Below are 19,066 nucleotides of genomic sequence, written 5' to 3' on the forward strand. Positions count from 1 at the left end.
AGACCGATTCATAGAAGTACTGGACTAGCAAGCACCGCTTACCGACGTGCAGTAGCGCCGGGATCGTCTACCGCACTAGAAAAGTAGGCCTCTGCAAACGTGCTGGGCTCGGAAAGATCGATCTGGCAGATCTGCTGAATCTTTGCGATCCGATTCCTAACAGTATGCCGATGGATACCTAAGGCTTGCGCTGTGTCCTCAAGCTTGCCTCCCTGCTTGAGATACACAGTCAAAGTGCGGGCATAGGACGTACCGGAATGCTTATCTTCAAGTTCCAGGCGACCGAAAAGCTCCTGCTTACGAGCGATAAGGGCTTGAACCACTGTGGGCTCATGAAGCCAGGGAAGCTGAATAGAGTCAGGAAGTGCGTGTTCTCCTAAAGCGAGGAGCTCTGCCCGGGAACGCAAAGCTGCGACATAAGTTTCATCTGGGTGCGCCACTGGTCGACCGATTGCTACGCGAACACGCCTAGCTGCCGACCCTAGCTCTGTAAGGATCTCCTCCACTGGTTGATTTGGGAGAGCAAGGACCAAGGCTGCGTGGTCGGGCAACAGGACCGAAAACAAGAACCTTCCTACTTCCTCTGCGCTGTGGTCCAGCGAGGAAAGAGCGAGGCGAAGAGCCGAAGAATTATCCGCTACCAAAATAATCGGCCTGGTCAGTCCTTTATCATCCGTAGGCGAGTCAAATGCACTGGGTAGAAGTTCACCTTCCTTGGTCAGTCCTAACCGCACTGCGAGTGCAAAGGAATTCAATTCGTTGCGGGCTGCTCGGAGTTCATGCGGGCGTGCTAGCAGAACGTCTGCAAGGCCAGCACAATGACGGACGAGAGTACGCTGCGCGGTGGTTAACCGAGAGGCCGAACGAATCTCCAATACATGATGCCTTCCCGAGCGAGCCGGCATCTTGTAGGAAGAATAGTGCAGTTTTTCACTGGCAGGCGATGACAAAGCACTAGCATTTCCAGCAAGCGAACCGGCACTACCAACAATGCTCACGCGCGCCTGAAGGAGCTCCGCAGCTTCCTTGAGAAGGGAGTCAAGAGAGCCTGTTGTGGCAGAGGCCGTGAGTCGTTGTTGTGCATCCATGAGCTTTTGCTGCTCAAGATGCACAAGCCGCTGCCTCTCCTGATGAGCCGCTGTGACGATCGAAATAAAAGGAATATGTTGAGGGACCTCATATAGACCGATACCTCGTCGACGTGCTGTGTCCATAACAATTTCGGGCACCGTAGCAAAGGGCACACCAGTGCCAAAACCTATCGCTACTGCACCAGCATCGATGAGGTGATCGATGTAGCGACCGAGTTCCTCCGGCCGCTCACGAAAAGCGATCCCCAAGGTAAGTACCAAAGAATCCGACTGAATGAATTCTTCCGCGTTCTCCAATTCTGAAGGTTGCACTACTGAGAAACCTCGTGCGGAAGGGGTGATGTGTTCGATCATCGCAAGACTGCGGTTGTGGGCGAGCCAAGAGAAAGTCAGCATATATCCCCTCCGTACAACTGATAAACAAAGATTCGCCATAGTGTACATGGCCTACGACACAACAGCATAGTTATGCTGACGCGCAGCACTTTTCCCAATACATTTAAGGAGTTTCCATGAAGGACCTCACTTACCGCCTCCCACAACAACGTCAGCTCCTCACGGACGGAATGGGGGACAAAAGCTCGGCTCTTGACGAACGGCGCCGCACGTCCGTTGCCCGCGCGCTATCCCCAGGACTGCCCGGTTACGTCGTAGCCGCCGATGGCGGGGTACTCGTCGATGCTGACGGCAACTCCTTTATCGATTTCGCTTCCGGGATCGCCGTGACGTCCGTGGGTGCGTCGAATCCGCGCGTCGTCAAGGCAGTTGCTGAGGCTGCCGCAGCCTTCACCCACACGTCCTTCATGGTCTCCCCCTACGAGTCATACGTAGCCGTGTGCGAAAAACTCAACGAACTGACTCCTGGTGACCACGAGAAGAAATCTGCTCTGTTCAACTCAGGAGCCGAGGCGGTAGAAAACGCGGTAAAGGTAGCTCGTTCATACACAGGGAAGAATGGTGTGGCTGTCTTCGACCGTGGTTATCACGGACGGACCAACCTGACGCTCGCGATGACAGCTAAAAACAAGCCATACAAAACCATGTTCGGCCCGTTCGCTTCCGATGTATACCGAGTACCTGGATCTTACCCACTTCGCGATAACCTCACCGGCGAAGAGGCAGCACGTCGCTCCATCACGATGATCGAGCAGCAGATCGGCGCAGAGAACCTCGCATGTGTTGTGATCGAACCGATCCAGGGCGAGGGTGGTTTCATCGTTCCTGCTGACGGCTTCCTACCTGCTATCGCCCAGTGGTGCCGCGATAATAATGTCGTCTTCGTTGCCGATGAGATTCAAGCTGGTTTCTGCCGAACGGGAGAATGGTTCTCCGTAGACCACGAAGGTGTAGTTCCTGACATCATAACCACTGCAAAGGGCATCGCAGGTGGAATGCCACTGTCTGGTGTGACCGGCCGCGCGGAAATGATGGATGCTCCCATCGCAGGAGCTCTCGGTGGTACCTATGGCGGCAACCCCGTTGCGTGTGCCGCTGCCTTGGCAGCAATCGAAGAGATGGAATCTTGCAAGCTTAAGGAGCGCGCGCTGGAGATCGAAGCCATTGTGCGTGAGCACCTGGAACCCCTCACCTCGCTTGCAGGCGTATGCGAGGTGCGTGGCCGAGGTGCAATGATGGCAATCGAGTTAGAGACTGCTGCTGCCACAGCAGCTGTCGCCGCATCATGCAAAGCCCAAGGCATTCTCATCCTTACCTGCGGTATGGACGGTAACGTAATTCGACTCTTGCCTTCCCTAACCATTCCGGAGTCCCTGCTCACCGAGGGGCTGACCATCCTTTCCGACGCAATCAAAAAGGAGGCCAACTAAATGCTCCTCGATAACAGACTCCCGCAGGATATCCCTACGGGTGCAGGAGAACCCTTTTTCGAGGTAGTTGATCCTGCAACGGAAGACGTGATCGCGTCAGTCGCCGATACAGATGCGACCGTTTGGTTGGAGGCCCTAGGCAAAGCTGTAACAGCCCAGGCCTCGTGGGCGAAGTTTTCTCCGCGTACTCGCTCAGAGATCATGCAAGCGATTTTTGCCGAGATTACTCGACGCGCTGACGACTTTGCCCTGACAATGACCATCGAAATGGGTAAACCACTGGCTGAATCCCTTGGCGAGGTCACCTATGGCGCGGAGTACTTCCGGTGGTTCGCAGAGGAAGCTGTTCGGGTGCCGGGTCGGCTGGCCCACGCGCCAGCCGGCAACGGCGATATCTTGGTAACCCGCACCCCGGTAGGGCCGGTGTTGGCGATCACGCCGTGGAACTTTCCCCTAGCTATGGCGACTCGAAAGATTGCCCCGGCAATCGCTGCAGGCTGCCCAGTATTGGTCAAACCTGCCCAGGAGACCCCGTTGACCATGCTTTTGGTGGGCAAAATCATCTCTGACATCCTGGAAACGTTCGGGGCTCCGCGTGATCTAGTGCAGATCCTTCCCACGACAGATGCCGCGGGGATGTCGACAACCCTCATGCAGGACGGTCGCCTACGGAAGATCACTTTCACTGGTTCCACCGGTGTGGGTAAAGAGTTGGTTAAGCAGTCGGCCGAAAACTTACTGCGTACCTCCATGGAACTGGGCGGAAATGCCCCCTTCGTGGTTCACCAAGATGCAGATCTCGACTTGGTCCTCACCTGCGCCATGCAAGCAAAAATGCGAAACGGTGGCGAGGCGTGCATCGCCGCTAACAGGTTCCTGGTTCACGAGGATATTGTCGAGGAATTCACTTCCCGCCTGGTCGGCGCGATGTCTGCTGTGACCATGGGCCCGGGGCTTAACGACGGCGTGACCCTCGGAGCCCTGATCACCGCGAAGCAACGCGATGGCATTGCCGCGCTTGTCGACGAAGCACGAGCCGCAGGCGCCACTGTCCACTGCGGCGGTGAAGTTCCCGCTGGCAAGGGATTCTTCTATCCCGCCACTGTACTATCCAACGTTCCCTCCGATGCACGCATCATTAAGGAAGAAATCTTCGGCCCCGTCGCAACAGTCACCTCATTTTCGTCTCTCGATGAAGCGATTGCGCTGGCCAATGACACCGATTTTGGCTTGGCAGCCTACGGCTTTAGCGAAAACATTCACACCTGCCGCAGGTTCGCAACAGAACTCAACGCTGGCATGGTCGGCATCAACCGTGGCGCAATCTCTGACCCTGCAGCGCCATTCGGCGGAATCAAGCAGTCCGGTTTTGGCCGTGAAGGAGGCACCGAAGGCATCGAGGAGTACCTCGATGTCAGATATGTCGCCCTCTAGGTCGCTCGATTTACTCATTGAAAGAGCTGAAAATGTCCACTACTACAACAGTTTCCGCACGGGAAGACTACAAGGAAAGCCACGTCAGCCCGTTACAAGGCGTTGCGCTGATCTTCGGCACCAACATCGGGGCCGGAATTTTGAGTCTCCCCTACGCGGGACGAAACGGCGGATTCCTGGCGCTGTTCCTCGCTTTAGTCATCGCTGGGACTTTAACAACGATCTCTATGCTTTACGTCGCCGAGGTCTCTCTGCGAACCAAACGCCCCATGCAACTGTCTGGCCTGGCTGAACAATACCTAGGCAATTGGGGTCGGTGGGCTGTGTTCGTCGCCATCATGGTCAACGGCACCGGAGCCCTAATTGCTTACGCCGCCGGATCAGGTGAGCTCCTGAATAACCTTGTCAGTATTCCTCCGATAGCGGGAACGCTAATTTTCTTCGTCATCGGTTCGATCATCATGTATAAAGGCCTCGAGGCAACAGGTGTTTCAGAACTCCTGATCACTACAGCCATGGCTTTGATTATTTTTATCTTGTGCGGCTGGACTTTTATTGGCCCCGGTATCAGCTTGAGTAACGTATGGGTGTTTAACCCATACTTCATCATCCCGATCATGAACCTTGCAGTCTTTACTTTCATGGCACAGTACGTGGTGCCTGAACTCGCACGCGGAATGGAAAAGCAGCACTCAGCACAGATTTCCAAAGCGATCATCGCTGGTATGGTCGTCACCGGGTTCATGCTCTCGCTGGTCCCGTTTGCGGCTCTTGGTCTACTCGGTCAATCAGTCTCCGAAGTAGTCACTCTCTCATGGGGAGAAAAACTCGGCCAGTCAGCGTACTACATGGCAAATGTCTTCGCACTGCTAGCTATGTTCACTTCCTTCATGGCTATCGGGTACACCACCATGCGCAATGTCATCGATATCGCGCATTGGCCCCAGCACGGTAAACAACGCGCGATCGCAGTACTTATTACTGTTTTGATCCCCTTGTTTATCTCTTTAGCAGGTTTCGGTGGTTTTGTTTCTGCACTGAGCTACGCTGGCGGGCTCGCGGGAGTGATCATGTCAATCGTTCCAGTGTTGTTGCTCAACGCTTCACGCATTCGTGGTGACAGGGAACCCGCATGGACGGTTGGTTGGAGCTCCCATCCCATCATCCAATGGACGATCATCCTCGTCTACGGTCTCGCTGGCCTCTACTCAGTGGGGACCATTCTTGGGATCGTACCTGCTGGATGGCAGTAAGGAGCCGTAAACACCTTCATTGTTGGAGGATTCAAGCGGAAAGCATACGGCCGCACGCTTTCGGAACCCGTGTTCCTTGTTTTCTTCACCAATGAAGTTAATGAGACTAGGTTGGCTTTGCTATCAGCTGGTTGGTCTAGTCTCGTTTTCGCGTCTCTTCAGCCTGAGAAAGTTCCTCTTAATACGAAAGCAGCCTAGATCTCATCGCTCTAGGCTGCTTCGCTTTATGGAGCAGAAACGGAAATCACCTTGTTCTTTTAAGTCAGGCTCAGTCGTCCCACCGCTTACTTCGCGACATAGTACAACTGTTTGTTCACAAACTCATCCATTCCCAGCGGGCCCAGCTCGCGGCCATAACCGGAATTCTTTACACCACCGAACGGCAGCTCTGCGTCTTCTCCGGCAGGGGTGTTCACGTTAGCCATTCCTACCTCGAGCTTTGAAGCAACTGCCTTAGCGCGAGCTTCATCCTGAGAAAAGACTGCCCCACCAAGCCCGTAGCGGGAATCATTAGCGATCTCTAGGGCCTCCTCTTCGGAGGTAGCTTTGAACACCGCGGCTACCGGACCGAAGAACTCTGTGTAGAACGGCTCAGAGCCACGTGGAATATCTGTGATCACAGCTGGTGAAACATAAGCACCAGCTTCAGAGAGTTCACCACCCACGCGAAGTGTCGCTCCGGCGGAGACTGCCTCTTCGAGTTGATTACGAAGAGTCTCTGCTGCTTGCTGTGAGGACAGCGGGCAATACGTTCCTTCCTCGAAGGCATCCCAGGTAGTTGGCGTCATATTTTCTGCCAGCGCGACGAGTTCCGAAACAAACTCATCGTAGATATCATCCATGACGATGATCCGCTTGTTGGAGTTGCAGGCCTGGCCCGTGTTCACCATGCGTGTGTCCCAGGCAAGCTTCGCTGCTTCTTTAACGTCTTTGGTGTCAAGGACGATGTACGGATCGGTGCCGCCCAATTCCAAGACGACTTTTTTCAAATACTTGCCTGCTTGGGCAGCCACCGCAGAGCCGGCTCGTTCGGAGCCGGTCAAGGACACTCCTCTGATGCGCGAGTCAGCGATGATGTCAGAAATCTGCTCGTGAGAGGCGAAAAGGTTCGTGTAAACACCTTCAGGAATCCCCGCTTCTTTCACCAGTTTTTCAATGCGCAGCGCACTTTGCGGACAGATCTCAGCATGCTTAAGGACCACGGTGTTGCCAAGCATGAGATTCGGACCAATGAAGCGAGCCACCTGGTAGTAGGGGAAATTCCACGGCATGATCCCCAAAAGTGGCCCAATGGGAAGCTTGCGGATGTAAGCGTCTGAATTCGGTGATTCGATCGGTTGATCCGCGGCAAAAGACTCGCCGTTATCGGCATAGTAATCGATGATGTCAGCGGAGAACTCGATCTCCTCAATCATCTCTTCTAGTGGCTTTCCCATTTCGATGCACGAGGTTTTAGCCAATTCTTCTTTGTTGTCGCGCAGCAACTGGGCCAAGCGATTGAGTGCAGCGCCTCGCTCGCCGAAGGACTTATGAGACCAGTTCTCGTATGCCTTGGTGGCATTGTCCAAGGCCTGCTTGACCTGCGCATCGGTAGCTTGTTCGAAGCTTTCGACGATCTCGTTAGTGGACGGATCTTGAACGCGATAGGTGGTAGACATATTTTTCTCCTATTCAGTAGATAGTGGAAGATTGTGCGAAGATTCTGCCCGATTTTTGGTTGGCTCCAATTCCATCAACGGGTTCTGTGAATCCTGCGCGGAGGTATTCCGCACGAGCGTCTCACCCCGGAAAAAGGCCGGGTGTGTGATACGTGTGAACAACATTAGGGCTACCCCGAGCCCGAGAATTCCCATGCCAAGCACGAACACAGCACCAACGCCCAAGATTGATGAACCGGAGCCATAACTTGGATCGAGTGAATCCACGGCTGTAACACCGAACATCAGTAGTAGGAAGCCTCCGCCAAGGGCTGGAAACGCTAGCCTGAATACAATGTTTCGGGTGTTTGAAATCAAATCGTCCCGGAAGTACCAGATACAAGCCACTGCAGTGATCCCGTAGTAGAAACAAATCATCAGACCGAGAGCCGTGATTGTGTCCCACAACGCATTTTCCGAGACCAGCCGAGTGATTATGTAAAAGACACCTGCTGCTGTTGCCGACGCTACCGTCGCCACGCTAGGCGTTAGATATCGTGGTGAGATTTTCGCGAACATTGGCGGTAGCGCCTGGTAGTGCCCCATGGCCAGCAACGTACGAGCTGGCCCAACCATTGTCGATTGCAGAGATGCAAACGAACTGGCTAGCACTGCAAAGTAGATCAAGAATGCAAATGGGCCAAGTACCGGATAAGACAGAGCAGCGAAGATAGACTCTTGGTTTTCTGGGTTCCCTGCTCCAAGCCCGGTGGTTCCGGTTCCCGCCCAGCTCACTATCGCAACAGCAGTGAGCACATACAGGGAAATGATGATTAAAACTGTCAGCGTAGCGGCACGCCCTGGGGTACGCTCTGGGTCTTTTGTTTCCTCATTCATTGTCAGCGTGACGTCCCACCCCCAGAACATGAAGATAGAAAGTGAAATACCAGCTGCCATCATAGAAAAACTATCGATGCTCAACGGATTGAACCAGCTCCCTTGGACAGGAGTGAAGTCGAACCCACCTCCTGTATACGCCTTGCGGAGGGCAATGACATCGAACACTACAACGGCAAGCATTTGAAGTGTGACAAGCACATATTGCAGGTTCTTTGTGGAATCCATGCCACGGTAGGAGATCCAGCAAGCGATAGCCAAAAATACTACAGTAGTGGGAATATTAATGGCTAGATTATTGGTCCACTCTGCTATTTCTGGGTTTCGCAGCACTTGTGCCAGTAGCAGGTAGAAGAAATCAACCGCTACCGCTGCCAGGTTGGAGATAACGAGGATAGTGGCGGTGATAAGACCCCAACCTCCCATCCAGCCAACGTACGGTCCGAAGGCTTTGGTAGCCCACGTAAAGCTGGTACCAGAGTCTGGTACGGCCTGATTGAGTTCGCGGTAGGCAAACGCAACCAAAAGCATGGGTATGAAACCAAGGATGAGAATTGCTGGGACATGCTCACCGACGGCGGAGATCGTTGGACCAAGGCCAGAGGTAAGGGTGTATGTAGGCGCAATGCAGCTAATGCCGATTACAACAGCGCCAATCAAACCAACGCTGCCGGCTTGTAGGCCTTTTGAAAATGTCGTGCTTTCTTGGTGCGGCGACATGCTATCACTCATGGTGAGCTCACCTCCTAGGGGTGTTGTTGTTTTAATGACCAGCCATATATCCGTTGGGAATCACGATGGTGGGTGCTGGAATGTATCGCAGGATTTGGGCCGCCGTGCTACCCAAAAAAAGGCGTCCCTCTGCAGCTATTCGCGACGATCCCATATAAGCCACGTCGCCGGTATGCCACTCCAAGTTGGCGGCCGCGCTTTCTATGGTGTTTCCAGAAATGACCTCCGCAGAGGCTGCGTCTGAATCGACCAACGCTCGAGCCTGATTTGCCAAGTCGTGCCCTGCCACGCGCTCGATGGCTTCTAAGGGATCGCTTGCTGCGGGTTGTTCCTCGTGAATGTTTAAGGACACGAAACGTAAGGGTACGTTTCGCTGCGAGGCCCGAATGAGACCGAGCGCGATCAGGTCTGTCGCTCCAGGTCGAGTGCCAAACATAACGGTCACCCGGTCAATTGGTCCTGGGTAACTGTACCCACGGGGAGCAATAGCTAACGGGATCGGGCAGCTGTGCAACAGCGTGTTTACTACAGACCCCATGGTCAGTCGTTTGAAAAACCCTCCGCTTTGTGAACCGACTACCAGCATTTCACTGCCCAGCTCGACAGCTGTATCGATGAGAATATTTGGGATGGAATCACCGACAGCTACCCGGGTGGTGACATCAATGCCACTAGGCACCTCAGCCCGGGCGTCGTTAAGCCAAGACGCAAGTTGCCTGTCTAGGATCGTTTCGAAGCCTCGGTCGTGTGGATACTCACCGGGAGTTACTTCGCGATTCGTGTGAGCGATAACAATATCGATTCCTAGATTCTGGCCGGCAGCCAGAGCAATGGCCAAGCGTAACGCGTCGATTCCACCGCCTGTTGCTATATAAGCGACCATGATCCGTCTAGTGGGAGCCATAGCTATCCTTTGCCGATTTGTTCAGCGATTTGCAATGCGACAGCTTCACCGATGCGGATAGCACCGTCGACGTGCTGGTAACCAGCTCCTGCGATATCGGAGCATGCGTAGTAGATCGGGCCAGTGGGTTGGTTTTGTAGGTGTCCCCAGCGCGACAGTCCCCCCAGATCATAGCTCGTCGCATACGCACCTCGAGTCCATTCCTCAGCAGCCATGTCAGACAAATAGAACGCAATGGGTTCTTTGGTTTTCGGCCCTAGGAATGCTGCCATAGCTTCGAGGATGGCCTTTTTACGCTCTTCAGGAGGCAATGCCCACATCTGCTCCGCGTAAATGTCGGAAACGAACCCGACCAAGGTGCCGTAGGAGTCCTCGCCGTCGCTGAAGTAGTTGGTGTTGTCGTAAACCTCTTGAACCAGGCGCCCCCCGGCAAAACCAGTGCCGGATAGTCCCTCTTCACGCCAAAACGGCGTGTCATAGACCGCATGAACCTTGATTACTAGCCCCATTGAAATATGCTGATGCGCAACGTGTTGGTCGCGAGGCAGCGGTGGGAGATAGTTGATGCGACTGTACAAGTTCGGTGGGACTGCAAGGATCACAAATTTAGCGTGAACCTCCAGGTCATCACTTTTGACGATTACATCGCCCGCTTCGCCGTTGTGTGCAACGCCGTTACGAACGTCGGCTGTTACGTCGTTAAAGTCATCTGCGGTGTCAGGGTCAATGTCGGACCAGGTTATGGAACGAACCGGATTACCGAGGAAAATGTCTTCACCTAGTTCCTTTGCCATGGTTAAAGAAACCGATTGCATTCCGCCAACCACGCGACGATCTAGGATAAAGTCTTCATCCACCAGGTTCGAAAATGACCCAGCAGAAGATGCCATGAGCAAGGCTTGAAGCGTGGAGAAGGTGTAGGACGGTTTAGTCAGCATTCCGGAAGCGACGTAAATGGAGACGTTGTCGATAGCTTCTGCATCGTCTGAGAGTTGTTCCAACCAATTTCGGAAAGATATCCGGTCGAGCTCCTGAGCCTGGGGATGCTCCCAAGGCTTTTGGGGGTCTATCTCAGCGGCTAGTTCATCGAGGCGTCCGATCAATTTTTCCATCTCGGAGATTGTCTTTTCCGAAGCAGGAAAAGTGACGCCTTCGTACTCATGACGGGTGCCGTCCGGCGAGACGTAAATAGATTTTCCATCCCGATACCGTGGGAAGGTTGTCAGACCGAGTTCCCGAACGAGCTCCGTCAGACGGGTCTGATCCGGAGAGATCCACTGGCCACCGATCTCGATGAAGTGTTCAACTCCCTTGTCATCTGCAACTTTGCCATTCCAAGTGCGACCCCCGACACGATTGCGCGCTTCCAGTACCGCGACAGATATCCCCTTTTTCTTTGCAGTTCGGGCAGCCATGAGGCCAGCTGGACCAGCGCCTACAATTACTACATCACGTTTCAGTTTCTCCATATGATTGCCTCCAGTCAAAAGCAGGAATTAAATGAACCTGATTCATTATGTGATGCTGGCCATAATACAGGCCAACTTGTAATTTGGGAATAGTTGAGAGGTGTTTAATGTCCGAAAGATCCCGTGGGCGACCCCAAAAATCTATCGTCACCAAGGAAAAGATCGCGTCTGTCTCATTGAAAATTGCCGAGCAAGAAGGCTACGATGCCATCACAATGGCAGCCGTTGCCAGATCACTAGGCGTTGCAACGAGCGCTCTATACAACCACGTGCGAGGTAAGAAGGAACTTCTCATGCTGGCCCAAGACGCAGTAATGGCCCAGGTCGATACGAGCGCGCTTATGTTGAATCTGGATGGCACTATCTCTACCGAGGAAGCGGTTATCCGCTGGGCACATTCCTATCGCGATGTTTTTTCGCGACACTCACCTCTCATTGCCCATATCGCCACCATGCCTGTTTTTGGCACCCAAGAAACAATCCATATGTATGAGCTCTTGGTGCAGGTTCTACTGCAAGGTGGAGTGACAGAAGATCGGGTCATGGATGTGATCGTGGCGTTTGAATCCTTCATTTTTGGTTCTGCCTATGACGTAGCCGCCCCCGCCGACATCTTCGACCTACCTGAACATGTTACGGATGCCCCTGGGTTACGACGAGCTCTGGGCCAACGCCTCGCACCGACAGTTGTCGGCACGCAAAACCCTTACGCAAACCCTCCCTTTGAACTGGGATTGTCAGCGCTTATCCGAGGCGTTGTTCTCAACAACTAACCTCTTAAGCTCCAAAGTGATGCACCAACGCAACACCTGGTGCATCCATGCAACATCTTGCTATTTTTGGGATATGGACGTCCACGACCTCATCCGCATCGCAAGCGAGCACCCTTCAAGGACTGCTCGCGAAGCAGGGATTGCTCGTTCCACTTTGAATCGAATAGCGACAGGTAAAACTCAGCCTTCTTTGGAGACGTTGCAGGAAATTGCCCTTACCTTAGGGTTTGACATCGAGTTGCATGTCACTACTGCTGCTGATCCGGGCGCTGCGCAAGCCGCCAGATTTCTTCTGGATAATCATGTCACCGACGCCAGTGAAGAATGGCTCAACCGCTTCCAACGCTGGGGACTTAGGGGAAGAGAGATAATCAGACGTGCTGGTGAGCTGAGCAATCCTGCAGGTCAAAGTGGCGCTCAGTTTTTCGGTTGGACGGAATCGGTGAACATTCCGCTCGTATCGGCTGCTGCAGCGGCTGGGGCTGGCACACAATGGGCGTTGTCGGGTGTTTCAGCGGAGAATTTTTGGCTCGGTACCAGCGCTCCAGGGCCTTCTATTTTGTGGACCACTGCTCCTGAAAAGTGCGGTGAGCTGCTGGAGCGTACACTCCCACGCTGCCATAAGTTGGAGCCATCCGGCGTTGCAGTCGTCAATGCTCAGGGCACTGAATTGGTGGACCGCGCGCAGGACCGCCAGGTGTTTTATGCTGCCCCTATCCAAACGGCGTTAGATTTGTATGGCTTGGGACTGGAGCCGACTGGGCTGACCGAGGGGTGGTTTGATGACTAAGATTCCAGATTCAGCTAGTTTCCGGCGGCCTCAACGGGGCTCCAAGTACAAGGGCGCACTGCTTTCAACTGGGCGAATAACCTGGTCTCAGGATCTCGAGTTGCCTGCTCGGCAGTCATCAACTGTTGATCGCGCGCTGTTTCGTTTTCTCAAGGCACTGCCTGATTTCACCTGGAACGCAGCAGCATTGGAGGGCAACACCTTCACGCTTCCTGAGGTCAAAACGCTACTTGATGGCGTAACCGTCGGTGGCAAACACCTCGAGGAGGCGGAGCAGATCCTTGCTCTTCGTGACGCCATCGAGCTCCTCGCAAACCTCGTTTCCTCTGGCGAGTTCCGCATGGACAAGCAGACGTCAGATTTGATTCACGCCCAAGTAGCACGCCACGAAGCTATTGAATTCGGCCAGTTCCGTGGCGAGGGCACCGTCGCTGGCGGCGGGCATGTGCAGCTTACCGACGGCCATCGCGTCGAAGGCATCTCCACTGCCGAATTATCCCGTGATCACGCCAACTTAATGGCTGCTTTAAGCGCGATCTCAGATCCAGTACTGCGCTCCATGGTGTATTTCTGCTCCGCAACGCGGAGCCAGTTCTACTTTGATGGCAACAAGCGCACGGCGCGTCTGATGATGGCAGGTGAACTGCTTTCCCACGGGTATGACGCCATCAACGTCCCTTTTGCTCGGGCGTTGGAATTCCACCTGGCTCTAGATGAACTTTTCAGATCCGATGATGCGACTGAAATGCTGAAGTTTTTGGCCAGTTGTTAAGGGCCTGACTCAATTACTGCTTTAACCAGTGGCCGAGAATGCCATCTGCGGAAAAGGTTGGACTTGTTCTGACGCATAAGCTCGATTGCCATTGAGCGGGCAGCGCCTAGCAATTCTGCAGCTTGTTCAAACCATTCAGACAGACACCCAACCTCGAAAACGCAACCGATCAGTCCGACAGAGGTCGTATTCAATGCACACACACAGATCCCCAAAGGCCCCGGCCCCTTTGATGGACATAACTTTTACCCCCACGGCACACTGTAGTTATGAGCACCAACGAGAATGAAGAGATCAAACGACTCCTTGAGGAAAACGCGCACCTGCGCAAAGCTAACGAAGATTTACACCAGCGGTCGCAGACACACCAAGATGCGGCTGAGGCATTAGAAAGAGCTATTGCCACCTTAAAAGGCCTCTCCAAGGACTAAAATCGCTGTCACTATTCGCCAGTGAGCCCAGATGGAGTGGAGGTCTAAACCCAAAGGTTTCCTCGTCGCCGTACTTTACATCATGCCGGTCATTGTCTTTTCCAAGACGAGGGAACGCTGTCACGATATAAAGCCAATAGAGCTGTGACTCAGCACCTTGGAGAGCCAACGCAACCACCTGAAGCTTGACCAGTTGCAAAGGTTTAATTCCAGCTAAATCACGATAAGATAACATCCATGACTTCCCTCTCCCCCGCCGAAAAGCTGATTGCCGCCAAGAACTTTGCCACTACCTGGGCAGATAGGGGCAACGAAAAGTCGGATACGCAGCAGTTTTGGCTGGAACTCCTTGAGAAGGTCGTGGGGATGAAGGACACGACCACCAACGTCATTTTTGAGGCGAAGACGAGCCAGCGCGGGTACATCGATGTGTGGATTCCGGACGCTAAGACGTTCATTGAACAAAAATCCATCGATGTTAGTTTGGACAAGGCTGATATCCGCCAAGGGCAGACAGTGACGGCTTTCCGCCAGGCCCTGAACTATGCGAACACGATGCAGTTCAGCCAGCGCCCGCGCTACATCATCACCTGCAATTTCCAGGAGTTCCGCATCTATGACCTAGACAAGGAGAACGCGGAGGCGAATTATCTCAGCTTCACCCTCGATGAGCTCCCAACGCAGGTCCACCTTCTCGATTTCCTCGTTGACCCGCAAAAGGCCCGCGCGGTGCGCGAGGAGAAGGTCTCGATGGATGCGGGACAGCTCGTCGGCAAGCTTTACGACGCCCTTCGCGCCCAATACCTAGACCCCGACACGGATGCGTCCCAGCATTCCCTCAACGTTTTGTGCGTGCGCCTTGTATTTTGTTTGTTTGCTGAGGACGCCGGCCTCTTTGAAAAGGACGCCTTCTTCCGCTACCTCAACGGCCTGCGCCATGACCAGGTCCGCACCGCACTTCTCGAGCTGTTCAAAGTCCTCAATACACCGGTAAAAGAACGCGACCCGTATCTTTCCGACCAGCTCAAGTCTTTCCCGTACGTCAACGGTGGCCTGTTTGCAAAGGAAGAGCAGATCCCGCATTTCACCGAGGAAATCCTGAATCTGCTGCTCAACGAGGTGTCGCAGAAGACCAACTGGGCACAGATCTCCCCCACCATCTTCGGTGGCGTTTTCGAGTCCACGCTGAACCCGGAGACCCGCGCGAAAGGAGGCATGCACTACACCTCGCCGGAGAACATCCACAAGGTGATTGACCCGCTGTTTCTTGACTCTCTCAAGGCAGAGCTAGATTCCATCCTTAACGTATCAGGGATAACTGCAAATAAGCGCAAGAAACAACTCGAGGCATTCCACACCAAGATCTCAGAGCTAAAATTTTTCGACCCAGCCTGCGGTTCGGGAAACTTCCTCACGGAAACCTACATCCACCTGCGCAAAATCGAAAACAAGATCCTCTCAGAGCTTGCCGGCGACCAAACCCAGCTCGGTTTTAGCAACGTCACCCTCAAGGTCAGCTTGGACCAGTTCTACGGTATCGAGATCAACGACTTCGCCGTCTCCGTAGCCTCCACCGCCCTGTGGATCGCACAGCTGCAGGCCAACATCGAGGCCGAAACGATCGTCACCGCAAACATCGAAAGCCTCCCGCTTCGCGACGCCGCCCACATCCACCACGGCAACGCGCTACGCACCGACTGGGCTTCAGTACTCCCGCCCGAACAGTGCAATTACATCATTGGCAACCCGCCTTTCCTCGGATATTCCCGCCTTACGGACGAGCAAAAGGAAGACCGCAAAGCCATCTTCGGCAAAGACGGCGGCCTCCTCGACTACGTCGCATGCTGGCACAAGAAGGCTGCCGACTTCATGAAAGGCACCCAGTGCGAGGCAGCCCTCGTCTCCACCAACTCCATCTGTCAGGGCCAGCAAGTTAGCCCGCTGTGGAAACCGCTTTTCGACGCCGGAATCAAGATCAACTTTGCCCACCGCACTTTTGTATGGAGCAATGAAGCCACAGATCAAGCGCATGTGTTCTGCATCATCGTGGGATTCTCCTATGTCGACCGCCCTTGCAAGCAGGCGTGGACATACACGCGCAAGGGTGTTAAATACTCGGAGCCTGCCCACTTGAATGGGTACCTCACGGATGCACCGGATGCGTTCTTGACGCGGAGGTCAAAGCCGATTTCGGATGTGCCGGAAATGGCACAGGGCTTTAAGCCAGCGGACGGCGGACATTTGCTACTCTCGCCAGAGGAACGCGAAGAGCTTCTCTTACTTGAACCAGAAGCAGACAAGTGGATTCGCAAATTCTCCATGGGAGCCGAATTCATCAACGGTAAAGATCGCTATTGCCTCTGGCTACCTGAAATTACCGGGACCGAGATGAAGAAACTTCCACATCTACGGAAACACGTTGATCAGTGCCGGGAATGGCGCCTTGCGCAGACTAAAACTGGTGATGCATACAAGCTTGCCGACCGACCGCATTTGCTCCGTCCGACCTCGAAATTTAGAGATGGTACATACATTGGAGTTCCAAAGGTTTCCTCAGAACGGCGTAAGTATGTCCCATTCGGATTTGTAAACGATGGAATGATCCCTGGGGACAAACTATATTTCATCCCAACCGATTCGCTCTTCATATTCGGCATTCTCATGTCCCAATTCCAAAACGCGTGGATGCGCGTAGTCGCTGGAAGACTAAAAAGTGACTACAGCTACGGCAACACCACTGTGTACAACAACTTCGTCTTCCCAGAAGTCGATGAGAAAACGAGGACGGACGTCGAAAAGCATGCGCAGGCCGTTCTCGACGCGCGCGAACTGTACCCCGGTGCGACGTTGGCTGACATGTACAACCCGGACAACGATTTCTTGTACCCAGAGTTGATGAAGGCGCACCAGGAGCTCGATAAGGCAGTAGAGCGGGCATACGGTGTGAATTTCGATGGCGACGAGCAAAAGATCGTGGCACATTTGTTCAAGTTGTACAACGAGAAAGTTGACGTTTAGCGATGTTGGAGATTTCTGACCTACCAAAGTGGAATCAGCTGGTTAAATTCGTAATTCAAGCAGTTGATACTCTTGGTGAATCGGCGAGCAAATCTGAAATTCTGGATCAAGTCTTAAAGGACTTACCCAACTCAGAAGAGCTAATGAAAGTCACCTACCCCAATCGCCCTAATGCTTCTGTGCTAGTTGAACGAATCAGTTGGGCAACATCCTCGGCCTACTTGAGAGGTTGTTAGGAACGACCTGCGCGAACAACCTACATTATTACCCAAAAGGACATGATCTAGCTGGTCGCTCGGACACTGAAATTGATGAATGGATCAATGACTTTGAACGGGAATACAATCGCAAGAAGCGACTCGAAAAAGCCCAAAACACCAACTCACCCGCACCATCTGAGACTGCAATCCTCGACCAAGAGGATGAAAGTGAAAAATCCAACGGCTGGAAAGAACAACTGCTTGGTCGCCTTCACCGAATGTCTCCTACCGCATTTGAAAAATACATCATTTTCCTCTTGAAGCAATACGGGCTCGAACTCCAACACGTTGCTGGCCCAGGTGACGAAGGAATTGACGCGATTGGTACCGCACCGCTGAGTCCAGTTCTCTCTTCTCGCATAGCAGTTCAAATCAAAAGATACGACCCGAATAACAACACAGTAAGTCGTGAAGCAATCGCGCTTTGAAGCGGTCTGGGTTTGTGAAAGGCCATGATATACCCAAGAGGATTTATCATGGCCACCAGTACTTACGACCAAGAGACCCGGGGATCAGGCAGCAAGGATGTACTTTGACATCCTAGCTGAGGGAGCACCCTCAAAGGCGGCTGCTTTACGTGAGGTTGAAGCTAAGACCGGAATCAAGACCACCACCTTACGCAACTGGGCACGCAAAGCAGAAACTACTAATCAAGAGGCTATAGAGCTTAGCGATACTGAGAAAGACGCCGAACTAGAAAAGCTGCGACGAGAAAATAAGCAGCTGAAAAACGCCAACGAGATCTTGAAGTTAGCATCAGCTTTTTCACCCAAGCGGAGCTCGACCGCACACTGAAATGATCGTGGATTTTCTCCACCGTCATCGGCACCTGTATTCCACCTGGCGGATGTGCCGCGCGCTTCAAGAGCACGAACACACCATTTCACCAGCAACCTACTACCGCTACCTTAAGCGCAGATTCGACCCCACCCAGACTGAACTCAACAATGCCTATGCTGCCAACAAATTGTTCAAGCTGTGGGTGAACAACAAGCGTGTCTACGGCAAGGTCAAGCTGTGGGAAGAAACCAAACGTCAAGGCTGGCGTATTGGCCGTGACCAGATCCATCAACTGATGAAAATCCTCAATATAAAAGGGGTGTCGCGGCGTAAGAAAGTACGCACCACCATTACTGATCCTACGACAGAAAGATTTACTGACCACATCAAACGCGCCCGGAAAGAAGCCCAGCACCCGGGTCAGTGGTAGGTCACTGACTTGACGTATGCGCCCACTGCCTGTGAATTCTCGTATGTCAGCGTCGTGGAAGACATCTACACCCGCGAATTACTGGCCTTTGTCGTGAACGATCATCCTGACCGCACTGTGGTGATCCGGGCACTTAAACAGGCCGTAGCCACCCGTTGGCGCCAGGACCCGACTTTTGACACCGCTGGGGTAATCCACCACTCTGATGCCGGATCACAATACACCAGCCACAACCTGAAAAACCTGCTCGAAGACTACACGATGAAAGGATCTACCGGCACTGTAGGAAATGCATACGACAATGGTCTGATGGAATCAGCTATCGGACTGTATAAGGCTGAAGTCATTGATTTTGGCAACACCCGCTGGCTTAACAGCCCTCACGTAAAGCACGCGACCGCTGAATGGTTCCAGTAGTACCAATAACCACCGGTTGCATTCCTCGATCGGCTACCTACCGCCCGTCGAGTGCTACAACAACTACAACAACCAACACGCAGCCACCATGGCTGCTTAACACACCACTCTCAAAAACTCAGACCGATTCAAATCTTGCTAGGATAGCCTTG

The 19,066-nt window shown here is 53.3% G+C and carries 17 protein-coding genes; 12 read left to right on the forward strand and 5 right to left on the reverse strand.

Annotation, left to right across the window (positions count from 1 at the left end):
* Positions 1 to 38: 38 nt before the first annotated feature.
* Positions 39 to 1,487, reverse strand: coding sequence for a PucR family transcriptional regulator (locus ABMV07_RS09885; protein WP_374064552.1), 1,449 nt, complete (start codon positions 1,485 to 1,487; stop codon positions 39 to 41).
* A 116-nt stretch (positions 1,488 to 1,603) separates the two neighbouring features.
* Between ABMV07_RS09885 and gabT the strand changes: the two genes are divergently transcribed.
* The 3 genes from gabT to ABMV07_RS09900 are packed head-to-tail and all read left to right on the forward strand — an operon-like array spanning position 1,604 to position 5,604.
* Positions 1,604 to 2,917: a 4-aminobutyrate--2-oxoglutarate transaminase gene (gene gabT / locus ABMV07_RS09890; RefSeq protein WP_197690021.1), complete on the forward strand. Its 1,314-nt coding sequence runs from the start codon at positions 1,604 to 1,606 to the stop codon at positions 2,915 to 2,917.
* Positions 2,918 to 4,351: an NAD-dependent succinate-semialdehyde dehydrogenase gene (locus ABMV07_RS09895; protein WP_374064553.1), complete on the forward strand. Its 1,434-nt coding sequence runs from the start codon at positions 2,918 to 2,920 to the stop codon at positions 4,349 to 4,351.
* A 32-nt stretch (positions 4,352 to 4,383) separates the two neighbouring features.
* Positions 4,384 to 5,604 (forward strand): amino acid permease, encoded by a 1,221-nt coding sequence (locus tag ABMV07_RS09900; protein WP_196977974.1) that lies wholly within the window; start codon positions 4,384 to 4,386, stop codon positions 5,602 to 5,604.
* A 284-nt stretch (positions 5,605 to 5,888) separates the two neighbouring features.
* Here the strand turns inward: ABMV07_RS09900 and ABMV07_RS09905 are convergent, their stop codons facing one another.
* From ABMV07_RS09905 to ABMV07_RS09920, 4 genes are read right to left on the reverse strand one after another with little or no spacing between them, the layout of a single operon-like run.
* A complete protein-coding gene (locus tag ABMV07_RS09905) occupies positions 5,889 to 7,262 on the reverse strand; it encodes an NAD-dependent succinate-semialdehyde dehydrogenase (protein WP_374064554.1) in 1,374 nt (457 codons plus the stop codon).
* 9 nt (positions 7,263 to 7,271) lie between these two features.
* Positions 7,272 to 8,870: an APC family permease gene (locus ABMV07_RS09910; protein WP_196977976.1), complete on the reverse strand. Its 1,599-nt coding sequence runs from the start codon at positions 8,868 to 8,870 to the stop codon at positions 7,272 to 7,274.
* 31 nt (positions 8,871 to 8,901) lie between these two features.
* Complete coding sequence (locus ABMV07_RS09915; RefSeq protein ID WP_374064555.1) at positions 8,902 to 9,774, reverse strand: universal stress protein; 873 nt, start codon at positions 9,772 to 9,774, stop codon at positions 8,902 to 8,904.
* A gap of 2 nt (positions 9,775 to 9,776) precedes the next feature.
* A complete protein-coding gene (locus tag ABMV07_RS09920) occupies positions 9,777 to 11,243 on the reverse strand; it encodes a flavin monoamine oxidase family protein (RefSeq protein WP_374064556.1) in 1,467 nt (488 codons plus the stop codon).
* Positions 11,244 to 11,350: 107 nt separating this feature from the next.
* On the opposite strand from ABMV07_RS09920, the gene ABMV07_RS09925 reads away from it, so the two are divergent.
* The 9 genes from ABMV07_RS09925 to ABMV07_RS09965 all read left to right on the forward strand — a co-directional run bounded on the left by ABMV07_RS09925 (position 11,351) and on the right by ABMV07_RS09965 (position 18,914).
* Positions 11,351 to 12,016 (forward strand): TetR/AcrR family transcriptional regulator, encoded by a 666-nt coding sequence (locus ABMV07_RS09925; RefSeq protein WP_199346642.1) that lies wholly within the window; start codon positions 11,351 to 11,353, stop codon positions 12,014 to 12,016.
* 19 nt (positions 12,017 to 12,035) lie between these two features.
* Positions 12,036 to 12,806 (forward strand): helix-turn-helix transcriptional regulator, encoded by a 771-nt coding sequence (locus ABMV07_RS09930; protein ID WP_196981524.1) that lies wholly within the window; start codon positions 12,036 to 12,038, stop codon positions 12,804 to 12,806.
* Positions 12,799 to 13,578 (forward strand): hypothetical protein, encoded by a 780-nt coding sequence (locus tag ABMV07_RS09935; RefSeq protein ID WP_229255007.1) that lies wholly within the window; start codon positions 12,799 to 12,801, stop codon positions 13,576 to 13,578. The genes ABMV07_RS09930 and ABMV07_RS09935 overlap by 8 nt, the downstream gene beginning before the upstream one ends.
* Before the next feature lie 269 nt (positions 13,579 to 13,847).
* The gene (locus tag ABMV07_RS09940; RefSeq protein ID WP_159461338.1) at positions 13,848 to 14,009 is read left to right on the forward strand and encodes a hypothetical protein; all 162 of its coding nucleotides are present in this window, start codon (positions 13,848 to 13,850) and stop codon (positions 14,007 to 14,009) included.
* A gap of 237 nt (positions 14,010 to 14,246) precedes the next feature.
* Positions 14,247 to 17,027 (forward strand): DNA methyltransferase, encoded by a 2,781-nt coding sequence (locus ABMV07_RS09945; RefSeq protein WP_374064557.1) that lies wholly within the window; start codon positions 14,247 to 14,249, stop codon positions 17,025 to 17,027.
* Positions 17,028 to 17,226: 199 nt separating this feature from the next.
* On the forward strand, positions 17,227 to 17,715 hold the full coding sequence (locus ABMV07_RS09950) for a restriction endonuclease (protein ID WP_374064558.1): 489 nt from the start codon (positions 17,227 to 17,229) through the stop codon (positions 17,713 to 17,715).
* Positions 17,716 to 17,812: 97 nt separating this feature from the next.
* Positions 17,813 to 18,082, forward strand: a complete 270-nt coding sequence (locus tag ABMV07_RS09955; protein WP_374064559.1) for a hypothetical protein — start codon at positions 17,813 to 17,815, stop codon at positions 18,080 to 18,082.
* Positions 18,083 to 18,089: 7 nt separating this feature from the next.
* Entirely contained in the window at positions 18,090 to 18,497 is a 408-nt protein-coding gene (locus ABMV07_RS09960; RefSeq protein ID WP_374064560.1) for an IS3 family transposase, read from the forward strand.
* Positions 18,498 to 18,506: 9 nt separating this feature from the next.
* Complete coding sequence (locus ABMV07_RS09965; protein WP_374064561.1) at positions 18,507 to 18,914, forward strand: transposase; 408 nt, start codon at positions 18,507 to 18,509, stop codon at positions 18,912 to 18,914.
* Positions 18,915 to 19,066: the final 152 nt, after the last annotated feature.

This window comes from Corynebacterium belfantii, from assembly GCF_041898185.1.
Classification (GTDB): Bacteria; Actinomycetota; Actinomycetes; order Mycobacteriales; family Mycobacteriaceae; genus Corynebacterium; species Corynebacterium belfantii.